General features: G+C 33.3%; 17 protein-coding genes. 7 read left to right on the top strand and 10 right to left on the bottom strand.

Annotation, left to right across the window (positions count from 1 at the left end; genetic code table 11):
- Nucleotides 1-33: 33 nt before the first annotated feature.
- Nucleotides 34-1,506 carry an IMP dehydrogenase gene (guaB, locus tag P178_RS0100390; RefSeq protein ID WP_027064372.1) on the top strand — a complete coding sequence of 491 codons (1,473 nt, stop codon included), beginning with the start codon at nucleotides 34-36 and terminating at the stop codon, nucleotides 1,504-1,506.
- A gap of 65 nt (nucleotides 1,507-1,571) precedes the next feature.
- On the opposite strand, the gene P178_RS0100395 is transcribed toward guaB, so the two are convergent.
- From P178_RS0100395 to lysA, 3 genes are all read right to left on the bottom strand, one after another.
- Nucleotides 1,572-4,154: a M1 family metallopeptidase gene (locus P178_RS0100395; RefSeq protein ID WP_027064373.1), complete on the bottom strand. Its 2,583-nt coding sequence runs from the start codon at nucleotides 4,152-4,154 to the stop codon at nucleotides 1,572-1,574.
- Between the two features lie 170 nt (nucleotides 4,155-4,324).
- Nucleotides 4,325-4,861: a thioredoxin family protein gene (locus tag P178_RS0100400; RefSeq protein ID WP_027064374.1), complete on the bottom strand. Its 537-nt coding sequence runs from the start codon at nucleotides 4,859-4,861 to the stop codon at nucleotides 4,325-4,327.
- A 60-nt stretch (nucleotides 4,862-4,921) separates the two neighbouring features.
- A complete protein-coding gene (gene lysA, locus P178_RS0100405) occupies nucleotides 4,922-6,160 on the bottom strand; it encodes a diaminopimelate decarboxylase (protein ID WP_027064375.1) in 1,239 nt (412 codons plus the stop codon).
- Nucleotides 6,161-6,311: 151 nt separating this feature from the next.
- Here lysA and P178_RS0100410 point away from each other — a divergent pair, with 151 nt between their 5' ends.
- The 4 genes from P178_RS0100410 (at nucleotide 6,312) to P178_RS0100425 (ending at nucleotide 9,560) form a co-directional block, all read left to right on the top strand.
- Nucleotides 6,312-6,950: an LON peptidase substrate-binding domain-containing protein gene (locus P178_RS0100410; protein WP_027064376.1), complete on the top strand. Its 639-nt coding sequence runs from the start codon at nucleotides 6,312-6,314 to the stop codon at nucleotides 6,948-6,950.
- Nucleotides 6,951-7,101: 151 nt separating this feature from the next.
- Entirely contained in the window at nucleotides 7,102-8,295 is a 1,194-nt protein-coding gene (sucC, locus tag P178_RS0100415; protein ID WP_027064377.1) for an ADP-forming succinate--CoA ligase subunit beta, read from the top strand.
- A gap of 227 nt (nucleotides 8,296-8,522) precedes the next feature.
- Entirely contained in the window at nucleotides 8,523-8,858 is a 336-nt protein-coding gene (locus P178_RS0100420) for a hypothetical protein (RefSeq protein WP_027064378.1), read from the top strand.
- Nucleotides 8,859-9,224: 366 nt separating this feature from the next.
- A complete protein-coding gene (locus P178_RS0100425) occupies nucleotides 9,225-9,560 on the top strand; it encodes a hypothetical protein (protein WP_027064379.1) in 336 nt (111 codons plus the stop codon).
- A gap of 46 nt (nucleotides 9,561-9,606) precedes the next feature.
- On the opposite strand, the gene P178_RS21185 is transcribed toward P178_RS0100425, so the two are convergent.
- Nucleotides 9,607-9,984: a DUF1456 family protein gene (locus tag P178_RS21185; RefSeq protein ID WP_036145404.1), complete on the bottom strand. Its 378-nt coding sequence runs from the start codon at nucleotides 9,982-9,984 to the stop codon at nucleotides 9,607-9,609.
- 249 nt (nucleotides 9,985-10,233) lie between these two features.
- Between P178_RS21185 and P178_RS0100435 the strand changes: the two genes are divergently transcribed.
- The gene (locus tag P178_RS0100435; protein WP_027064380.1) at nucleotides 10,234-10,635 is read left to right on the top strand and encodes a hypothetical protein; all 402 of its coding nucleotides are present in this window, start codon (nucleotides 10,234-10,236) and stop codon (nucleotides 10,633-10,635) included.
- Here P178_RS0100435 and P178_RS0100440 read toward each other — a convergent pair.
- On the bottom strand, nucleotides 10,632-11,900 hold the full coding sequence (locus P178_RS0100440; protein WP_027064381.1) for a DUF2254 domain-containing protein: 1,269 nt from the start codon (nucleotides 11,898-11,900) through the stop codon (nucleotides 10,632-10,634). The genes P178_RS0100435 and P178_RS0100440 overlap by 4 nt on opposite strands.
- Nucleotides 11,901-12,105: 205 nt before the next feature.
- Between P178_RS0100440 and P178_RS0100445 the strand changes: the two genes are divergently transcribed.
- Nucleotides 12,106-12,531 carry an Hsp20/alpha crystallin family protein gene (locus P178_RS0100445; RefSeq protein WP_027064382.1) on the top strand — a complete coding sequence of 142 codons (426 nt, stop codon included), beginning with the start codon at nucleotides 12,106-12,108 and terminating at the stop codon, nucleotides 12,529-12,531.
- Between the two features lie 75 nt (nucleotides 12,532-12,606).
- Here the strand turns inward: P178_RS0100445 and P178_RS0100450 are convergent, their stop codons facing one another.
- The 5 genes from P178_RS0100450 to P178_RS0100470 all read right to left on the bottom strand — a co-directional run bounded on the left by P178_RS0100450 (nucleotide 12,607) and on the right by P178_RS0100470 (nucleotide 19,930).
- Nucleotides 12,607-14,133 (bottom strand): M20/M25/M40 family metallo-hydrolase, encoded by a 1,527-nt coding sequence (locus tag P178_RS0100450; RefSeq protein WP_027064383.1) that lies wholly within the window; start codon nucleotides 14,131-14,133, stop codon nucleotides 12,607-12,609.
- Nucleotides 14,134-14,268: 135 nt separating this feature from the next.
- On the bottom strand, nucleotides 14,269-16,257 hold the full coding sequence (gene uvrB, locus P178_RS0100455) for an excinuclease ABC subunit UvrB (RefSeq protein WP_027064384.1): 1,989 nt from the start codon (nucleotides 16,255-16,257) through the stop codon (nucleotides 14,269-14,271).
- Between the two features lie 59 nt (nucleotides 16,258-16,316).
- Nucleotides 16,317-18,086: a T9SS type B sorting domain-containing protein gene (locus tag P178_RS0100460; protein WP_027064385.1), complete on the bottom strand. Its 1,770-nt coding sequence runs from the start codon at nucleotides 18,084-18,086 to the stop codon at nucleotides 16,317-16,319.
- A gap of 95 nt (nucleotides 18,087-18,181) precedes the next feature.
- The gene (locus P178_RS0100465; protein WP_027064386.1) at nucleotides 18,182-19,015 is read right to left on the bottom strand and encodes an ABC transporter permease; all 834 of its coding nucleotides are present in this window, start codon (nucleotides 19,013-19,015) and stop codon (nucleotides 18,182-18,184) included.
- A gap of 12 nt (nucleotides 19,016-19,027) precedes the next feature.
- The gene (locus tag P178_RS0100470) at nucleotides 19,028-19,930 is read right to left on the bottom strand and encodes an ABC transporter ATP-binding protein (RefSeq protein ID WP_027064387.1); all 903 of its coding nucleotides are present in this window, start codon (nucleotides 19,928-19,930) and stop codon (nucleotides 19,028-19,030) included.
- Nucleotides 19,931-20,108: the final 178 nt, after the last annotated feature.

The raw sequence follows: 20,108 nt of genomic DNA on the forward strand, positions 1-20,108 counted from the left end.
CTATATTTGCACGCAATTAAATCCTTAATTGCTATGCAAGCCCATCAAAATAAAATTCTAGGAGAAGGTCTAACTTACGATGACGTATTATTAGTACCTGCATATTCTGAAGTACTTCCAAGAGAAGTCAATATTCAGACAAAATTCACAAGAAACATTACAATCAACGTGCCTATTATATCTGCAGCGATGGATACGGTTACGGAGTCTAGAATGGCAATTGCCATGGCTCAAGAAGGTGGTATTGGTGTATTGCACAAGAATATGACTATTGAGCAGCAGGCAATGAAGGTAAGAAAGGTGAAAAGGGCTGAAAGCGGAATGATTTTAGATCCGGTAACCTTGCCTTTAGATTCTAAAGTAAAAGATGCCAAGGCCAATATGAAGGAGTATAGCATTGGTGGTATTCCAATTGTTGATGCTAAAGGAAAACTATTAGGTATTGTAACCAATAGAGATTTACGTTTCGAAAAAAATAACGAAAGACCTATATCTGAGGTTATGACTTCAGAAAACTTGGTAACTGCAGAAGAAGGGACTTCATTATCTGAAGCAGAAGATATTCTACAACAACATAAAATTGAAAAACTACCGGTCGTAACTAAAGATAATATCTTGGTAGGATTGATAACTTTTAGAGATATTACAAAATTAACCCAGAAGCCTATAGCGAATAAAGATCAATATGGTCGTTTAAGAGTGGCAGCAGCTTTGGGTGTTACCGGTGATGCTGTAGATAGAGCAGAAGCTTTGGTAAATGCAGGGGTAGATGCAGTAGTTATAGATACAGCTCATGGACATACGAAAGGTGTTGTGGCGGTATTACAAGCGGTAAAGAAAAAATTCCCTAACCTAGATATTATTGTAGGTAACATTGCTACAGGTGAAGCGGCAAAATATTTGGTAGATGCAGGTGCAGATGCTGTTAAAGTAGGTATTGGTCCTGGTTCTATTTGTACTACTCGTGTAGTTGCGGGTGTTGGTTTTCCTCAATTTTCTGCTGTATTAGAAGTAGCGGCAGCTATAAAAGGTTCTGGAGTTCCTGTTATTGCAGATGGTGGTATTCGTTACACTGGTGATATTCCTAAGGCTATTGCAGCAGGCGCAGATACCGTAATGTTAGGTTCGCTATTGGCAGGTACAAAAGAGTCACCCGGAGAAACTATTATTTACGAAGGAAGAAAGTTTAAATCTTATAGAGGAATGGGTTCTGTTGAAGCCATGAAACAAGGAAGTAAGGATCGTTATTTTCAAGATGTTGAAGATGATATTAAAAAATTAGTGCCAGAAGGTATTGTAGGTCGTGTACCTTACAAAGGTGATTTATTTGAAAGTATTCATCAGTTTATTGGTGGTCTTAGAGCCGGTATGGGATACTGTGGCGCTAAAGATATTGCAACATTACAGGACAATGGTAGATTTGTTAAGATCACAGCCAGTGGTATTAATGAAAGTCACCCACATGATGTAACTATTACAAAGGAGAGTCCAAATTACAGTAGATAGAAAATTAAATATTGATTATAAAAAAAGAGGTCTTTAATAGACCTCTTTTTTTATGTCTCAAAATATCAGTTTACAGAAGTGTCCAGCGGTTTTTGTGAAATTTGTACTCTTCTTAAATCGTCTGAAGCTTGAAGAACTTTTGATTTTAACGACGGATTTAAATCGGGATTTTCGTTAAGAAACGTTTGTAATATATCGTATGCTTCTTTTGAAGTGTAATTTCCTATGGTACTGCTTAACCATCGTTTTGGGAAAAAGATGTCACCGGTTTTTTGAATTTCATCCAGAAGATCAAGACTTGTTCTTAAATAATCAATCGACTCTTGTTGATGCAAAGGGTGATTCAAATTATTCATTGCATTTGCTACCCAAGATTCTTTAGCTCTGTTTTCTTCTTTGCTAAGAGATTTAAAAAAATCGTTTTTTGTTTGTAAGTCATTTGAAAGTGACGGTAGTAAATATCTAAATCGGTTTAATTTATCTTGATTGGAAATAGATTTTTCAGCCGTTACTAAAATGTTCTCGCTATCAGGATGACCATATAATGCCAAGTTTATTGCTAATTCGGTATAGTCATCATCGTTAAGTTTTAAATCATCAATCTTTATATTCTTCGTCCATATATCATATAATCGTTGAAGTGATTTATCGGTATAACCAACAGATGAAAAAGTTGAGAATAAAGTTTTTTTAATATTTGCGGGAAGTGGTTCTTGTAATTTAGTCCAGACTTGATCGGTTATTTCATTTTGGTAAAAGAGACGTTGTTCTTCGGTTAAGTATTTCCAATATACGGTAGTGGTGTATCTAGAAATAAGCCCTATCAATAATTCATTCTCTTCATCGTTTAACCCTTTTAGAAATAGTTTTAGAGCAGATGAGGGTGCAACAGCACCGTTAAGCACATTTTCAAATACATTGATATAGCTATAACCACGTGCTACCTGGTCGCTGAGGTTGGTTATTATTTCTAATTGTTCTTCTTGAATAGGAAATACCCCATAACCTTCTGCATTTGAATTATAGATAATAGCCTCAGGTTTAGGTAAACCAATGGTTTCTTTTAAATGAAACTTATCTTCAAGCATATTTACGGTAAAGACTTTAGTTTCTTTTGGATAAACAAATAGAATTTCGAAAGTCTGCGGCCAGATATTTTTACTTCCATCTTCGGCTTTCTGAAATAATTCAAATGAACTTATCCTGTTGTTTGAATCATATTTTATGTTGTCATTGAAAATAGGTCTACTAGAATTATTGACCCAAACGTTGCTCCATGCTTCAATATCTGTTGATGATTTTTTGTCAAAAATGTCTATGAGTTGACCCCAAACAGCATTTTTATAAGCAAAAATTGTGATGTATTCTTGTATACCACTTTTAAATGCATCCTTTCCTAAAACGGTTTCAAGCTGGCGCATCATTATAGGTGCTTTGTTATAAATGATGCTTCCGTATAATGAACCTGCATTGTTGAGGTTTTCTAAGTCTTGTCTTATGGGATTTGTGCCAAGAGTTCTGTCCTCGCCATAGGCATTGGGATAGTGGGTAATCATAAAAGCCAGTTGATGGTCTATGTTAGGAAAGGCTGGATTCATTATTTTATCTGCCATGAAATTTGCAAAAACTTCTTTCATCCAAACATCATTAAACCAATTCATGGTAACTAAATCGCCAAACCACATATGAGAGGTTTCATGAGCAATCAGTTTTGCGCGACTTAATTTTCGGTTTGCAGTTGCGCTCTCATCTAAGAAAAGAGAGCTTTCTCTGTATTGAATGGCACCAACATGTTCCATACCACCATATTGAAAACCAGGAATTGCAGCAAAATCCATTTTTTGAAAAGGAAAAGGATATGCGGTATACTCTTCTAAAAAGGTTAGTGATTGCTGGTGAAGATCAAAAATGGAATCGGTACTGTATTTAATTTTAGTAGAATCTGTTTCTCTGTACAACATAGTCATTTCCAGATTTGAGGTTTTTTGAGTTGCCGATTCAAATTTGCCTGCTACAAAAGAAAATAGATACGTACTCATTTGGTCAGATTTGCCAAAGTTGTACTGTGTAAATTCTTCTTTTTGAATTTTATTTACCTCTTTAGTACTACATAGCACTTTCCAGTCGTTAGGGGCTGTAATACTTAGTGTATAAACTCCTTTAATATTGGGTTGATCAAAACAGGGGAATAACGTTCTAGCACGGTCTGGAACTAGTAAAGTGTAGAGGTAATCTTTATTTCTATTCAATGAAAGTTCCCCGGCAATGAACGCTATGCTAACAGAGTTCTGTCCCTTTTTTAAATATTCTATTGGTAGAACAATGTGCTCATTAATATGCTGTATAGCAACAGAATCCTCATTAATAAATACCGATTTTATTTTAGCGGTTTCCTCCTTAAAATCTAGATAAACTGCCTCGTTGGTCTGATCTAAATTGAAATCTAAAATTAAATTAGAATGTATAGGGTCTTTTTGCTCTTTAGGAATTTGAAAACTAAGATTGTAGTGTACGTTAGAAATTCTAGTGCTCCTGTTGGTAGCCAATTCTAAAGAAACACCCGATGCTATATCTTTGGGAGATTCTGGGTTATTTTTACAGGAGATGATTACGAAGACCCCAAAAAACAAGTAAAATACCTTCTTCATATGTTGGTGATTATATGTTGTAGTGAAAGTACTTTAATGGAAAGTTCTATCCAATTTTTAAAGTTTGAAATAACACTAAATAAAAAATTGGTTACTCTATAGAAGAGTAACCAATTTATCATGTTAAGTTTTTAGAGGCTTACGTGTAATATTAAAAGTAAACTCTTGGTTTATTTACCAGCCTCGCCAGTGTAAGCTTTCCAATCTTTTTCTTTATAGATATTGTCTCCAAAATAGCGTGCTATTTCCATGAACGGTTCTGGTTTTTGATAGCCCGGTACCGGTGAAAGCATATTTAACTCTTCATCCAGAAAAATTGTAGTAGGGTAGCTTAAGCGTCCTTGCATTAATGCTGCGGCAAACTCATGATATCCTTTTCTGCCAGATGGAACAAATTTATAAGTCTTCCCTTTGTATTCAATTGGATCTTTTCCTTCACCATCAAACTTTACCATGTAGTAGTTGTTTTCCATATAAGCAGCTACCTCAGGATTTTGAAAAGTATCTTTATCCATTTTCTTGCACCATCCGCACCAATCTGTGTAAACATCAATGAAAACTTTTTTTGGATTCTTATCGGTTGAAGCCAATTTTGCAGCCTCATCCCATGATATCCAATTTACTTCTTGTGCATAGCTAGCAGCCGAAATAAACAGAACGGATAAGAATAAAAAAGATTTAGAAAAAAATAAAGAATACGTCGTCATGAGTTTTTTTTGAGTGTTTAGTCCAACTATTATACCAAAACTAACGTATTTTTAAACGCTTTATTTCACTTTTGCCGTTTCTTTAATAGCGAATAAATCATTTACATCTACTTGATTACGAATTAAATCATCAAATGTTTCTCTTTCGCGTATAAGAATTGCCTTTCCTTTATGCCAAAGAACTTCTGGCGGTCTAAATCTAGAGTTGTAATTGCTAGCCATTGTAAAGCAATATGCACCTGCATTTTTAAAACAAAGAATATCACCTTCGGTAATTTCATTTATTCTTTTGTTACTAGCAAATGTATCTGTCTCACAAATATATCCAACAACAGAATAGTAGCGTTCTCTACCAGCAGGGTTAGATATGTTACTTATGCTATGTGTAGCACCATAAAGCATTGGTCTAATTAAGTGATTAAAGCCAGAATCTACACTTGCAAAAACTGTAGATGTAGTTTGTTTTACCACGTTTACTTTTGCAAGAAAAACTCCTGCCTCGCTCACTAGAAACTTACCAGGCTCAAAAGCCAATGTTAAGTCTTTACCATATTCTTTACAAAATTGGTTGAAACGTGTACTTAGCTTTTTACCTAATTCTTCTACATTAGTTTCTATATCACCTACTTTATACGGTACTTTAAAACCACTACCAAAATCTATAAAATCTAAATTTTTGAAGTTTCGTGCAGTATCAAATAAAATTTCTGAAGCATATAAGAATACATCAATATCTAAAATATCACTACCGGTATGCATATGTATACCATTGATATTCATTTTGGTCAATTCCACGATACGTAGTAAATGTGGTATTTGATGAATACTAATACCAAATTTAGAATCTATATGTCCTACAGAAATATTAGAATTTCCACCGGCCATTACATGTGGGTTAATTCGAATACAAACAGGAATTGTTGGGTGCTTGCTACCAAATTGCTCTAAAATAGAAAGGTTGTCAATATTGATACGAACACCAAGTTTTGCTGCTTCCTCAATTTCTTCTAAGGAAACTCCGTTTGGGGTAAATATGATTGATTCTGGTTTAAAACCAGCTAATAAACCTAATTGTACTTCTTGGATAGATACTGTATCTAAACCACTACCTAGACTATTCATTAATCTTAGAATAGTAATATTAGAAAGTGCCTTAGCTGCATAATTAAGTTGTAACTTCTTTACAGAACCAAATGCCTTGGTTAATCTATTGAATTGTGAAACTATTTTTTCCGAGTCATAAACATACACCGGATCACCATAGGTTTTTGCTATCTGCAATAAATCCTCATTTCTCATGCTATCTATTTTTAAGCGAATTTACTTTTCTTAATCATTAAGAGCAAAAATAATAACGTAATTACAATAAAAATAACAGATTGTGATATTTATAACAATCTAGGTGGTTGTATATTTTGGCGCAATGTAAAGAGCTTTGTATTTTTAACGGATGAAATTACCTTTATTTCCATTACAATCAATATTCTTTCCTGGGGAAACAGTTCCACTTCATGTTTTTGAAGAACGCTACAAACAATTAATAAATGATTGTAGACAAGAGGCTATAACCTTTGGTATCCCTGTATTTATCAATAATAAGATGGAGTACGGCGTAGAAGTACAATTGGTAGAAGTCGTAAGTACTTATGGGACTGGAGAAATGGATGTAGTTTGTGTTGCTAGACAAGTATTTAAACTATTAGCCTTTGACAATGTGATGGAAGGTAAGTTGTATGCTGGGGGAATTGTTAAACTGATGGAGTACGATTATGAAGCAACTGACGAAAAAAAACAAGTTATTATTAATGGTATACGACAACTATATACAATTATGGATGTTCCATATACGAAGATAAATGTAAAGGAATTCAACAGTTTTACGCTAGCACATAAAATAGGATTGTCGTTTGAACAAGAATATCAATTATTGCAAATACCATCAGAAAATGACCGTCTTAATTTTATAAGTTTACATTTAACTTCCACTATAACGGTATTGTCTCAGGTAGAAAGAACCAAAAAAATTATTGAACTTAATGGTCATTTTAAAAATTTTGACCCTTTAGATTTTAAAGATATTGAGATATAAGAACTAAAAATGCTAAAAAAATCAATTAGATTTTAAGCGTTTTGTGTTTTTATCAGGTTAATTATAATAGTTATTCTAATTAATCACCAGTATTTTTAGATTATTACTTACTGTTTCCTATTTTTGCCTAACAATTAAAATCACCATATATATGAACCTTCACGAATATCAAGGAAAAGAGATATTAGCAAGTTTTGGGGTGCGCATCCAAAGAGGAATAGTTGCCCATAATGCAAAAGAGGCTGTTGAGGCTGCAAAGCAATTAACTGCTGAAACCGGAACTGGATGGCATGTTATTAAAGCGCAAGTACACGCAGGTGGTCGTGGTAAAGGTGGTGGTGTAAAATTAGCCAAAAACCTAAAAGAGGTAGAAGAGATTGCAAACCAAATTATTGGTATGAACTTAATTACACCGCAGACTTCTGCAGAAGGTAAAAAAGTACATCAAGTTTTGGTTGCAGAAGATGTTTACTACCCAGGCGAAAGCGAAACTAGTGAATTTTATATGTCTGTTGTATTAAATAGAGCTACAGGTAAGAATATGATTATGTATTCTACAGAAGGTGGTATGGACATTGAAGAAGTTGCAGAAAGTACACCACATTTAATTTTTACAGAAGAAATTGATCCAGCTACAGGTTTGTTAGGTTTTCAAGCAAGAAAGATTGCTTTTAACTTAGGTCTTTCAGGTACTGCGTTTAAAGAGATGACAAAATTTGTTGCATCATTATATAAAGCATATGTAGAAAGTGATTCTAATATGTTTGAAATTAACCCAGTATTAAAAACGTCCGATGATTTGATCATGGCTGTTGATGCTAAGGTTTCTATTGATGATAATGCACTTTACCGTAGAAAGCAATATGCAGAAATGCGTGATCTTAGAGAAGAGAATCCAATTGAGGTTGAAGCTAGAGAAGTAGGTCTTAACTATGTAGATCTTGATGGTAACGTTGGTTGTATGGTTAACGGTGCAGGTCTTGCAATGGCTACTATGGATTTAATTAAAATGGCAGGTGGTGAGCCAGCTAACTTCTTAGATGTTGGTGGTACTGCAGATGCTAAAAGAGTTGAAGAAGCTTTTAGAATTATTTTAAAAGATCCTAACGTTAAAGCAATTCTAATAAACATATTTGGTGGTATCGTTCGTTGTGATCGTGTAGCACAAGGTGTTGTTGATGCTTATAAGAATATGGGCGATGCAATGAAAGTGCCAATTATCGTAAGATTACAAGGTACTAACGCAGAGCTTGCAAAAGAGATTATCGACAATTCTGGACTTGCAGTTGAATCAGCTGTTCAGTTTCAAGAAGCAGCAGATAAGGTTAAAGCGGTATTGGCTTAAACTCATTTGCTTATCATATTTTTAAAGACCATTCATTTTGAATGGTCTTTTTTTGTTTTAAGTTTTAATGTAATTATTGAAAATGCAGTTTATATGGCTAAAAACTATGTATATTATTAATTTAATATTAAATAGATGTTAAAATTATCATATTGATATTTTAAATACGTTATTTTGTAGTATATGCAATAAATACGTGTAATTTTCAAACCTTTAAAATATATAGTATGAAAAAAGTCAAAATTATTTTAATCGCAATGTTAACATTTGGGATTGGAACTGTTACGGCTCATGATACCGAGTCTAATGAGGATAAAGGAACAAAGTGGATAACTTCTCAAATTCATGAGATGTTAGCTGATGAGGATATACCTGATCAAATAAGAGGAGCCAAAGCCGAAATTAAAATTGCTGTTGCAGAAGATGGTATGTACAGGTTATTATCAATTGAATCTACCAATAGTAAATTAAAAGAGTTTTTAAAGAACGGTATTGATTTTAAAAATCTTGAACCGGGCAATTCAGATATAGTTTACGTTATTCCAATAGAAATAGCAGACTAGTAGAATTACCACTTACCATTTTATAAAGAACGCTTATTTAGCGTTCTTTTTTTTTGTCAATTAATATAGAAATATCAGTTATTAAGTATTTATTGTGTGTTCTGTTTTAAGTAATCGTAATCATAAAAGGAGGAAATCTATATTTTATGTTACCGAAATGAAATAATGGTTAAGACTCTGTTATCATGTTTTTCGCATGACTTGTATTTCTAAATTTGGGGTGTATAATTGAGGAATTACTATTAAAGAGATGTTAAAATGAGTTTAAATTGTAACATTCTTATTTTACAATCGTCTTTTTAGTAATTCATCATCAATCAATTATTAATCATACTTCAGAATAACTGGAGTAAAAAACAAAAAGTCATGAGAAAATTAAGTTTAGTAGTCTTAGCTGCAATGCTACTTGCAACAGGTAATGTATTAGCTAACGATGTAAAAGGTGAAAACCCTACAAAAAATCTTTCAATACAGATATCAGAAATGTTATCAGAGAATAATTTCTCTGAAATGCATAACGATCTAACAGCACAAGTTCGTTTCACCTTGAACTCAGATGGTGAAATTGTAGTATTATCTGTAAATACAAAATTTGATAAAATGGAAAGTTTTGTCAAAAGCAAATTAAACTATCAAAAGGTTAATTTGGCTGAAGTAGAGGAGGGTAAGGTATATACTATTCCTGTACGTGTAAAGGCGTAATCCCTATTGAGATTGCCGTTAAAAAATCATGATACATAGAGGTGTATCATGATTTTTTTTTGTTTTTATATTTCACATGGCTAATACCAGTATCCACTTTTTTCATTTGCTTAGTTTTAAAATCTTCTCTCACTGTCTTTTTTGGAGCAGATTTCGCCGTATTTCCAGACATACTTAAAAGAACTTCGCCCGGTATTTTGGGGTCTTCTTTTGTGCCACGCAAATGAATGACCAATCCGTTTAAGAAATTACGAAGTACTTGATCGCCACACTCCATATAATTAGGATGGTCTTCGCTTCTAAAGAAAGCACCTAATTCACTTTTAGAAATTTTAAAATCTACTAACTGAAGAATTTCAACGATTTGATCATCCCTGAATTTTAAAGCTACTCTTAATTTTTTAAAAACATCATTATTAGTCATATCGCAATTTTAAGGACTGCAAGTTATTATAAAAATATGACCTGTTGGTTTCAATATCATATTAATAGGTGATTCATATATAGTAACCACATTTTATTTTTTAAAATGAATCTATTAAACTAGTTTAAAAAATAAGATATTTTATTTCAATATTAATTTTAGTACTACGTTATAACCATTAATGAAATAAAGAATGGTTTGCTACGTTTAAAAATGTAGTCCCTGAATATCAAATTGTTACGTAAGAATATGCCTACTAATAAAGAGAAGTTAAGTATTTTATCAGAAATGATTTCGTTTGCGAAAATCGATAATAAAATAAAGGAATCGGAGTATGATTTTTTATTTTCCGTTGCTCAGCAATTAGAGGTGAGTAAGAAAACGTTTGATAGTCTTTTTAATACTGATGTTGAGCATGTTATTCCTAAATCTCAGTCAGATAGGCTCGTACAATTCAATAGATTAGTTCTTCTTATGAATGTTGATGAGAATCAAGAACCAAATGAGGTTAAAAGAATATATGATATTGGTTTAAAAATGGGATTGCCACCAGGCGCAATTCAGCAAGTGTTAACTATTATGCATAAATACCCTAGTAAAATTGTGCCACCCAATATGTTAATCGCAATTTTTAAGGCGCATTATAATTAAGACCAAGAAATGAAATTGGCATCTAATTGTTCTAAATCTCTTTTGTTTTCAATATTGGTGTTTGCATCTTCTCTTAATTGTTTTATTTCTTCCTCTATAATGGTTAATTGATTGGAATTAATAACATGATTGCTTAATGTTTTTAGCATGTGTAGTAGTTTTCTCATCACTGTTATATCATGCTTACAGTACAATCTATATGTAGCCATTACATTAAATAATACCTCAGAAAACTTGGCACATTTAATACGCGACCAATTAGTCCCTTCCTCATCCGTCAAGTATTCAAAATCGGCTTTTTTCATTAAATCAATGAATAGAGAGGTTAGATAGTCGATGGTATTTAAAGCAGTGCCAGGATCATTAATACCTGGAGACATTGCCTTTATTCCAATTTCAGAAATTTGCCTAAACCCATAAATATAGTTTTCACCTATAAGTTCTTCATGACTAAAAAGTAGCGTAGCCATAAGTTTAGTTTTTAAATCCGTATTTATAGGTGTTTCTGTTAATAGACCAATGGTACCATCTAATATGAACTGCCCTTTATGTAGTTGAATTATAACTTTTATATCGTTCTCTCTACATAATTCTAATAAATCATCATGAAGTAATCCATGAAAATAACCAGATTCTGTTATTTCATACTCCTCCCAATGATCATGACTTGGAAACTGAAATGAATTATCACTTTGTTCATCTACAATAGATTTTATTTCAGATTTGGTTCGGGAATGAATTGCCGTTAAAATATTACCTACTTGTATAGCCTGTGAAATATGATGAATAAAATAGATGAAGGCTGCTAGGCAAATAACGGTTAAAATAATACCTAATAACACAGAGAAGCCCGGAGTTTGGTATGACTTTTCTGTAGGTTCAATAGAAATTAGAATAAATATATTGTAAAGTATGGTTGCTATATATTGCCCTAGAACAATCTGATGTTTTTCATCTGAAATAATACCGGGCAAAACCCTTGGTGAAAAATTGCTAGAAGCTTGGTTCAATAGCACCATAACCATAGAGAAGCTGAATACAGTCAGCGAGATTAAACCTCCTATTAGAGTGCTTAGAATAGTTTTGGCAGTATCTGTATCATCAATAACCAAAGCAGGAGCCACTTTCATGAGGTAACCAGAAATATTCTGTTGTTCTAGAAATATCATAAAAAATGCTAAGAATAAACCTGCTAATGAAATAATAGTAGGGAAGAAAGCAATTTTAGTACGTATTTGATGAAAGAAGTTGGTTAGTTTATCCATTTTAAAAATTCTATCAATAAAACTAGTCATTCTTGTCACTAGAATAGCGCTTAAATAAACATAATACGGACTCTTTAAGATAAATTTAAGACAAAATGGCAGTATTTAATTCTATTTACCGGACAAAATGACATTAAATTATGCTTGGTACATACTTTGTTCTATTCAAATCAAATAATGAATTAATTTTTTAAAATATACGATTATGAGTTTAACAAAGAGAAATGAGGTTTTGTTCCCAGCTTTAATGAATGAGTTATTTAGACCAGATTGGTTTGGTGGTACAGAAAATAAACGTGCTACCGTTCCTGCGGTGAACATCAAAGAAAATGAGAAAGATTTTGAATTAGAACTTTTTGTACCTGGAAGGGTTAAAGATGATTTCAAAATTGAAATTGATGATTCAGTATTAACTATATCAGCAGAAATTAAAGAAGAGAATGAAGAAGTAAAAGAGAATTTTACAAGAAGAGAGTTTAGTATTTCATCTTTTAAAAGATCATTTACTTTACCGGATACAGTTGCAACAGATAATATTGAAGCGACATATGAAGGGGGAATTTTAAAATTCAATATTCCAAAAAAAGAAGAGGCTTTGCCGAAACCAAAAAGATTGATTGAGTTAAAATAAGTTTTAAGTACTAAGTTTTTTTTAGGTTGGTTAGAGTTGTTTAGTTGAGTGCTTTGAGAAATCAAAGCACTTTTTTTATGGTAGTTTTTCAGTTAATAACGCAATACATGAAATTATACCCTCCCTATAATTTCCCATTCTTAGATTTTCATTAGGGGCATGTATATTATTATCGGGGTTGGGAATTCGAATAGATACTGCGGGAATATTCAATGTTTCTATAAATGGCGCCATAGGTTGGGATCCACCGGTAGTTCTCATATTTACAATTTTATTACCAAACACTTTAGTTAAAGCCGAATTTAAAAACTCACCGATTGAACTATCCATTTCTGTTCTAAATGGTTTTGAGCCAATTCTGTAATCGAGAGACACGAGTTTAGGGTAAGCTGCTCTTTCTTCTTTAGTTGGTATAGAGTCCACGATGTAAAACCCCTCTTCTTTAATATGCGCCCTTAGTAATTCTATTTGTCTTTCCCCTGGCGTTTCAGGTACTAATCGCATATCTATTTCAATAATAACTTCTTCGGGTATTAGAGTGCGGACTTCCTTGCCTGTCCATCCAGCTTTTAAGCCTCTAATGTTGAAAGATGGAAATTGTAATGCCTCTTGATAGGTGTCTGCAACTTTTTCAGAAGTGGCAATGCCCAGTCTCAAATTTAGACTGTCCATATTTTCTGGTATAGAATTAAGTAGTTCTTTATCGCGATCAGATAAATGGACACCTTCATAAAACCCATTAATTTGAACTATGCCTTTTTCATCTTTGAAACTACTTATTAATTGTGCTGCCTTAAAAACGGGGTTCGGTGCATAATTTCCATATTGACCGCTATGCAATGCATCGGTCGAACCAAAAATGGTAATTGTTGCTGTAGTAATACCTCTGGCGCCATATGTCAAAGTTGGTAAATTAGAAAGATGTCTAGTGCCGTCCATTATCAAAAGCATTTCTGCTTGTAAGAGGCTTTTATTGTTAAGAACAGCTTTTGGTAAATCTGGTGAGCCAAGTTCTTCTTGAAAATCCATGACTACTTTTATGTTGTATTCTGGAATAATTTGTTGTTCTTTTAAAATTTTCAGTGCTGAAATTAATGACATCGCCGGACCTTTAGAATCGGATGCAGATCTTGCAAAAATCCTTAGATCATCTGGTATGTTTTTTTGATTAGAATCAAATTCTTCCGTTGTCCATTCTCCATTTTTCAAGGTCTTGAAAACGGGTTCATAAGGATCGTTTTGAGACCACTCAGAACGGTCGACAGGTTGCCCGTCAATTTGTAAATAAAATAGAATGCTCTTTCTGTTTTTATGATATATTTTTTCGGCAAAAAGTAGGGGTGCACCTTCGGTAATTATGGTCTGTGTTTTGAATTTTAAACTCTTAAAAACACTATCGCACCAAGCTTTATTATTTTCAATTTGTTCGGGAAAATTACCGTCATTTGGTAATCTTAAAAAATGATGTAAATTCGTAGAAGCGGTCATGAAATTTTCATCGACCATTAATCTAATGTCATCGCTTTTTAACTTCTGTGAAAAGCTATTTAAACTACTGCTTATACATACTGCAATAAGCAATAAATTCACTAAATTTTTCATTTAATATAAAAATTATAAGATTTAGTCTTGTCTAAAAATTTTATTTAAATAATTATAAACCAGTATTTTATACAATTTTAAGTGAAGTTTAAATATATCTAACTTCCATTTTGGTTAATTTTTCCTAAACTTGACTTATTCTTGCTCTTGAAGCGATTTTATTTCATCTCTCAATTTCGCAGCCTGCATAAAATCTAATTCTTTTGCTGCTTTTTCCATTGCTTTTCTTTTGTCCTTTATAAGCTTTTCAATCTGTTCTTTGGTTAGGTAATCCATGTCTGGTTCAGCTGCTCTTAACTCTTCTTTTATGAAGTGATAAGTAGAGACAGAATTCTTAGAAAGTACACTATCCAAACTCTTGTTTAATGCTGTTGGAGTTATGTTGTTATCTGTGTTATATTGGATCTGTTTTTGTCTTCTGTATTCTGTTTCGTCAATTGTTTTTTGCATGCTTGCCGTTATCTTATCTGCATACATAATTGCCCTTCCATTTAGGTTTCTTGCAGCTCTACCAACTGTCTGTGTAAGCGATCTATTACTACGTAAAAAACCTTCTTTATCGGCATCTAAAATAACGACTAAAGAGACCTCTGGTAAGTCTAATCCTTCTCTTAATAAATTGACTCCAATAAGCACATCAAAGATTCCTTTTCGTAGATCTTGCATGATTTCTACACGCTCTAATGTGTCAACATCACTATGAATATATCTACATCGAATATTAATTCTGTCCATATATTTTGCCAACTCTTCCGCCATTCTTTTTGTTAAAGTAGTTACCAAAGTCCGTTCATCTTTCTCAACTCTAATTTGAATTTCTTCTACCAAATCATCGATTTGATTTAAACTTGGTCTAACTTCAATAATAGGATCAAGAAGTCCTGTTGGTCTAATAACTTGTTCCACATAAACTCCTTGACTTAATTGTAATTCATAATCTGCAGGAGTAGCACTAACATGTAAAACTTGATTTTGTAAAGCCTCAAATTCTTCAAATTTTAAAGGACGGTTGTCCATTGCTGCCGGTAAACGAAATCCATAATCTACTAAATTTACTTTTCTAGATCGGTCACCACCATACATTGCATGAACTTGTGGTATGGTAACATGACTTTCGTCAATTACCATTAAATAGTCATCTGGAAAATAATCTAATAAGCAGAAAGGTCTTGTTCCGGGTTGGCGACCATCTAAATATCTAGAGTAGTTTTCAATACCTGAGCAATACCCAAGTTCACGAATCATTTCTAAATCAAAATTAGTACGCTCTTCTAAACGTTTTGCTTCTAATGGCTTTGCAATGTCTTTGAAATAATCAATTTGCTTAACTAGGTCGTCTTGTATGTTGTGTATCGCATTTTGCAATACATCTTTAGAGGTAACAAACATGTTGGCAGGGTAGATGTTTAAATTCTCATATACCTCTATAATATTATTGTTGAAGGGGTCAAATGCTTCTATTTCTTCAATTTCATCTCCAAAAAAATGAATTCTATATGCGTGGTCTGCATAACTAGGGAACACATCTACCACATCACCTTTTACCCTGAAGTTTCCATTTTTAAATTCCGCCATTGTCCTAGAGTACAAAGACTGCACTAATTGATGCATAAGCTTTGTACGGGCAATTACCTGATCTTTTTTTATAGATATAACATTCTTCTGAAATTCTACAGGGTTACCAATACCATATAAACATGAAACGGAAGCAATAACAATTACATCTCGTCTACCAGAAAGTAATGAAGAGGTAGTACTAAGACGTAGTTTTTCTATATCCTCATTAATTGAAAGATCCTTTTCTATGTAAACACCGCTAGTAGGTATAAATGCTTCCGGTTGATAATAATCGTAATATGACACGAAATATTCAACCGCATTATCGGGAAAAAACTGCTTAAACTCTGAGTATAGTTGGGCTGCAAGGGTTTTATTATGCGCTAATAAAAGCGTTGGTTTTTGAACTTTTTCAATGACATTGGCTACCGTAAAAGTTTTACCAGAACCCGTAACACCTAATAAAGTTTGGTATTTTTCATTTTCATTTATTCCTTTCACCAATTCTTTAATGGCATTTGGCTGATCCCCAGTGGGTTTGAAGTCTGATACTACTTTAAATTTCATGCTATAAAATTACGAAAGATGTACGAGTTAAAAGAGTTCGATAAACAGAATCATTGCATCTATCGCTTCAATGAAAAATGACCTTTTATTATTTTGTTATTCGTAGAAAAAGCTTTGAACCAATAGTCTGATTCTGGTAAGGATTTTCCATTGAAACTACCGTTCCAGCCATCTGTATTTGGAGCTATTTGAGCCAGTAGAGAACCGAATTTATCGAAAATAAAAATAACGGATACATTGTTTTCACCGGTTTCAACAGGTGGTATAAATTGCCAGAAGTCATTAATACCATCGCCGTTAGGTGTAAAAAAACTAGGGAACCCGTTAACGGTTAAATCTTGTGTCACTAAACGCTTGGCAATACCACACCCTCCTTTGTCTCTAACAAATATGGTATGATTTTGAAATGAAATTCCGTTGAATTGGTTAGAATTTTGATATGGTCCATTTTCATTATCTAAGGCATATTCATAATCACCATTAGCTGCTGTTGAAATTATATAGTTTAATAAATTTGCGCTTATTTGAACATCGACATTTTCAATTACAGGTGCCTGAGATATAGTTGCTTGAAATGTTTTTGATGATGAGCATTCAAAAAATCTGCCTGAGTCTTCGAAGATGTCGTATGACTCATAGATATAATCTCCTTCTTCTGTTATAGACACATTTGCGGTACTAGAAATTAAAGTTTCATTTCCTCTGCTATCTAATTTGTACCATCTATAGCCATCGGCTTCATCGGGTGCAGTGATTGTATTTGATGTGTTACCTCTGCATAAGGAAATTGTATCTGGGAATGTCAATGACGGATTTAAGATTAAAAGTTCTCCACTTACCGGATCATAATATGGTCCGCAACCCAGTATTGTAGAGAATGTTTCTTGAGTACATCCAATGGCTTCACCAGCTTCATTAAAAGGAATTATTGTAATAAAGAAAGTCCGGTTAGGCTCAAAGTCGATAATTGTAGTAGAAGCTTTAAAAAGAATGGCATTTTCTAAAATATTAGTTTCAAAGGGTGATGTGCCAATAGATACCCGGTATCCAGTTGCATTTGCAATTTCGTTCCACTCTAATGTAGGACTCAGGGGCACATTTGTTTCACCGTTTACTGGGGAAACCATACTCGAGCATAACGGTAATTCTGCGGTGGCGGCCGTTGTGAAGATAGTGGTGCTGCAACCTGTAGCCAAACCAATTCTATTATAGGGGATTATTGTTATGTAAATATCGGTTTCTGCTGGTAGATCAATAGAAGGATTATAACTCAGTGTATTTTGAACATCTGCATTATTTAGAATTTCACTACCATTTAAAGTTGTGCCTATGGTTAAGTAATATCCAGACGCGCCGGGTGCGGCACCCCAAATAATATTGGTTGCCGTATTAATTTCAATTGCAGTATCTGCCGGACTAATGTTTGCGCTACAATCGGGAACTTCACTTAAAGCTGAAGTCGTAAAACTTTGACTCTCGCAGACTATATTTGGTTGATTGAAAAAGAAGAGAGTAATGGTTACAAAAATTTCGGTATTCTCCGGTAATCCAGTGGGTGGCATGTAATTTGTTGAAGCTCCAACGTTTCGTTCATTTAAAATATCATTGCCGCCTATTGTTGTACCTAATGAAATTATATAACCTGGTACTCCAGCTACGGCTTCCCAACTAATAGAAGAGTCAACGGATACCATATTGGTACCATCTGCCGGGCTTACCAAAGCTGGGCAGTCTTGTGCTAAGGTTTCTAAAGTGCCAAATAGCAGTGCAATGAAAAATATTGGTAGAACCAATACCCTGGGTAATTTTATGTCCCAATTCTTTTTCATAGCATTTTCGTAAACAGTACAATATACTACAAAATGAAAATGTAAACTTCTGTATGGTTAACAAATGGGACTAATTACCTGTCTAAACAGATGTATTAAAGGTCTCTCCTTTTTAATATGGCTAATGAACCATATACGAAAATGGCTATCCATGCCACTACAATAACAATTTCATACCAGTGTATGTAATAATCTAATGCTAATTGCTCTCCCATTTGGTTGGCTACAGATTGTACCGCTCCTAATCTTGAGAATGGTTCTTTGATAAGGTTGAACATTGATTGTAAAGGGAAAAACCCCATAATAATATCAGTGGTTTCGCTATCAAAAAACTTCCATCTGATAATGCCACGAAAAATTCCTTCAAAAACTTGCCATAGTATTAAAAAACCTAAGGCAAAAGCAGATCGTTTTACCAATACACCTAAGAATAAACAGAAGGAAAAGAACCCCGTTAGTTTAATGAAAAAAGCTAAAAGGAACTCTAAATCGGTAAGAATGATAGATATTTCATTGAAATCTGAGTAAATAAGACCTAAAATCAACGAAACTATAAAAACAAATATTGTTGAAACTAAAGAGAATGAGACTACCGTTAAGAATTTAGAGAAGATAAATTCTTTCTTGGACAGCCCATCAATCAAGTTTTGTTTTATGGTCTTATTGCTGTATTCATTAGACATCATAGAAACGATAACGATTGCCAAGAATAATTTAAAAAATGCAGTAATAAAAGTATTAAAATGCCAGATGTATGGGAAGTTAAAAATACCTTGATCTGCTAAATGAAATTTAATAGGACCAATGTCAAATTTTATGGCAGCTACCAGTGCTATGGATGTTAGCAGCGCAAAATATGAGATAATCAACACCTTACTAGCTCTGTTGTTCCAAAGTTTTATAAATTCTATATGAAGTAATCGTATCATTTTGTTGGTTTGTTAGGCGTTGGCATTTTTGGTTAAAGCTAAAAATTGCTCTTCTAAACTCTCTTTCCTTTTAACTAGGTGAGATGCAATAATACCATTATCAAATAGTAGTTTGTTCAATGTCTGGGCATCTAACTCTGATGTTAAAATTGCGGTAACCAGACCATTTTCTTGTTTTATACTGCCAAAATGCTGATTGCTTTTTAAGTAAGAAGTTAAATTTTCTAAGTCATCAGATTTTAATTCGAAAAATCCGAAACTAGCTTGTAGACTATCAACTCTTCCAGAATATAGTTTTTCCCCTTTTCTTAAAATAACGACATGTGTACACACTTTTTCAACCTCATCCAATAAATGTGAGGCAAGTAAAATAGTAGTGCCTTTTGCTGCAATAGTTTTTATAATTTCTCTAATTTGATGAATACCTTGCGGATCTAAACCATTGGTAGGTTCATCTAATATTAAAATTTCTGGATCGTTCAATAGGGCAGAGGCAATTGCCAAGCGCTGTTTCATCCCTAGAGAGAATGTTTTAAATTTGCTGTTCTTTCTATCAAGCAAGCCAACTAATTCTAGCTTTTCTTCAATTTTAGTTTCCGGTACATCTTTTATTTTGCAGACTAATTTTAAGTTCTGCAAAGCGGTCATATATGGGTAAAAGTTAGGACGCTCAATTATGGCACCTACTTTTTTTAAAGCTTCATGTGTTGAAGATTGACCATTGAACCAAGAAAATTCTCCGCTGGTTTTATTGACTACGTTTAAAACAATGCCAAGCGTAGTCGATTTTCCACTGCCATTTGGTCCAAGAATACCATAAACGTTACCTTTTTCAATGGTAAACGAGAGGTCTTTGACTGCGGTTAGGTACCCGAATTTTTTAGTAAGATGATTGACTGTTAAAATGGTACTCACGTCAGGTGTGTTTTGATTGGTTACACCTACTTGACGAGTAACTTGGTGGTTTGTTACAATTTAATATTAAAATCTATTCATCCGAAATGTAAACTTTCTCTTGGAAGGTAAATCTTCTGGGGAAATCAATTCTAAATATCGATGAAATCATGAATCCAATATTTCATATTATAGGATT

Origin of the sequence: Maribacter sp. Hel_I_7, from assembly GCF_000688315.1 — a bacterium.
GTDB lineage: Bacteria > Bacteroidota > Bacteroidia > Flavobacteriales > Flavobacteriaceae > Maribacter > Maribacter stanieri.

Excerpts from the sequence above, each read along its gene's own strand:
- P178_RS0100395 (WP_027064373.1), bottom strand. The coding sequence starts at position 4,154 with ATGAAGAAGGTATTTTACTTGTTTTTTGGGGTCTTCGTAATCATCTCC.
- P178_RS0100445 (WP_027064382.1), top strand. The coding sequence starts at position 12,106 with ATGAGTTTAACAAAGAGAAATGAGGTTTTGTTCCCAGCTTTAATGAAT.
- P178_RS0100400 (WP_027064374.1), bottom strand. The coding sequence starts at position 4,861 with ATGACGACGTATTCTTTATTTTTTTCTAAATCTTTTTTATTCTTATCC.
- lysA (WP_027064375.1), bottom strand. The coding sequence starts at position 6,160 with ATGAGAAATGAGGATTTATTGCAGATAGCAAAAACCTATGGTGATCCG.
- guaB (WP_027064372.1), top strand. The coding sequence starts at position 34 with ATGCAAGCCCATCAAAATAAAATTCTAGGAGAAGGTCTAACTTACGAT.
- P178_RS0100440 (WP_027064381.1), bottom strand. The coding sequence starts at position 11,900 with ATGGATAAACTAACCAACTTCTTTCATCAAATACGTACTAAAATTGCT.
- P178_RS0100435 (WP_027064380.1), top strand. The coding sequence starts at position 10,234 with ATGCCTACTAATAAAGAGAAGTTAAGTATTTTATCAGAAATGATTTCG.
- P178_RS21185 (WP_036145404.1), bottom strand. The coding sequence starts at position 9,984 with ATGACTAATAATGATGTTTTTAAAAAATTAAGAGTAGCTTTAAAATTC.
- P178_RS0100450 (WP_027064383.1), bottom strand. The coding sequence starts at position 14,133 with ATGAAAAATTTAGTGAATTTATTGCTTATTGCAGTATGTATAAGCAGT.
- P178_RS0100460 (WP_027064385.1), bottom strand. The coding sequence starts at position 18,086 with ATGAAAAAGAATTGGGACATAAAATTACCCAGGGTATTGGTTCTACCA.
- uvrB (WP_027064384.1), bottom strand. The coding sequence starts at position 16,257 with ATGAAATTTAAAGTAGTATCAGACTTCAAACCCACTGGGGATCAGCCA.
- P178_RS0100410 (WP_027064376.1), top strand. The coding sequence starts at position 6,312 with ATGAAATTACCTTTATTTCCATTACAATCAATATTCTTTCCTGGGGAA.
- P178_RS0100420 (WP_027064378.1), top strand. The coding sequence starts at position 8,523 with ATGAAAAAAGTCAAAATTATTTTAATCGCAATGTTAACATTTGGGATT.
- P178_RS0100465 (WP_027064386.1), bottom strand. The coding sequence starts at position 19,015 with ATGATACGATTACTTCATATAGAATTTATAAAACTTTGGAACAACAGA.
- P178_RS0100425 (WP_027064379.1), top strand. The coding sequence starts at position 9,225 with ATGAGAAAATTAAGTTTAGTAGTCTTAGCTGCAATGCTACTTGCAACA.
- sucC (WP_027064377.1), top strand. The coding sequence starts at position 7,102 with ATGAACCTTCACGAATATCAAGGAAAAGAGATATTAGCAAGTTTTGGG.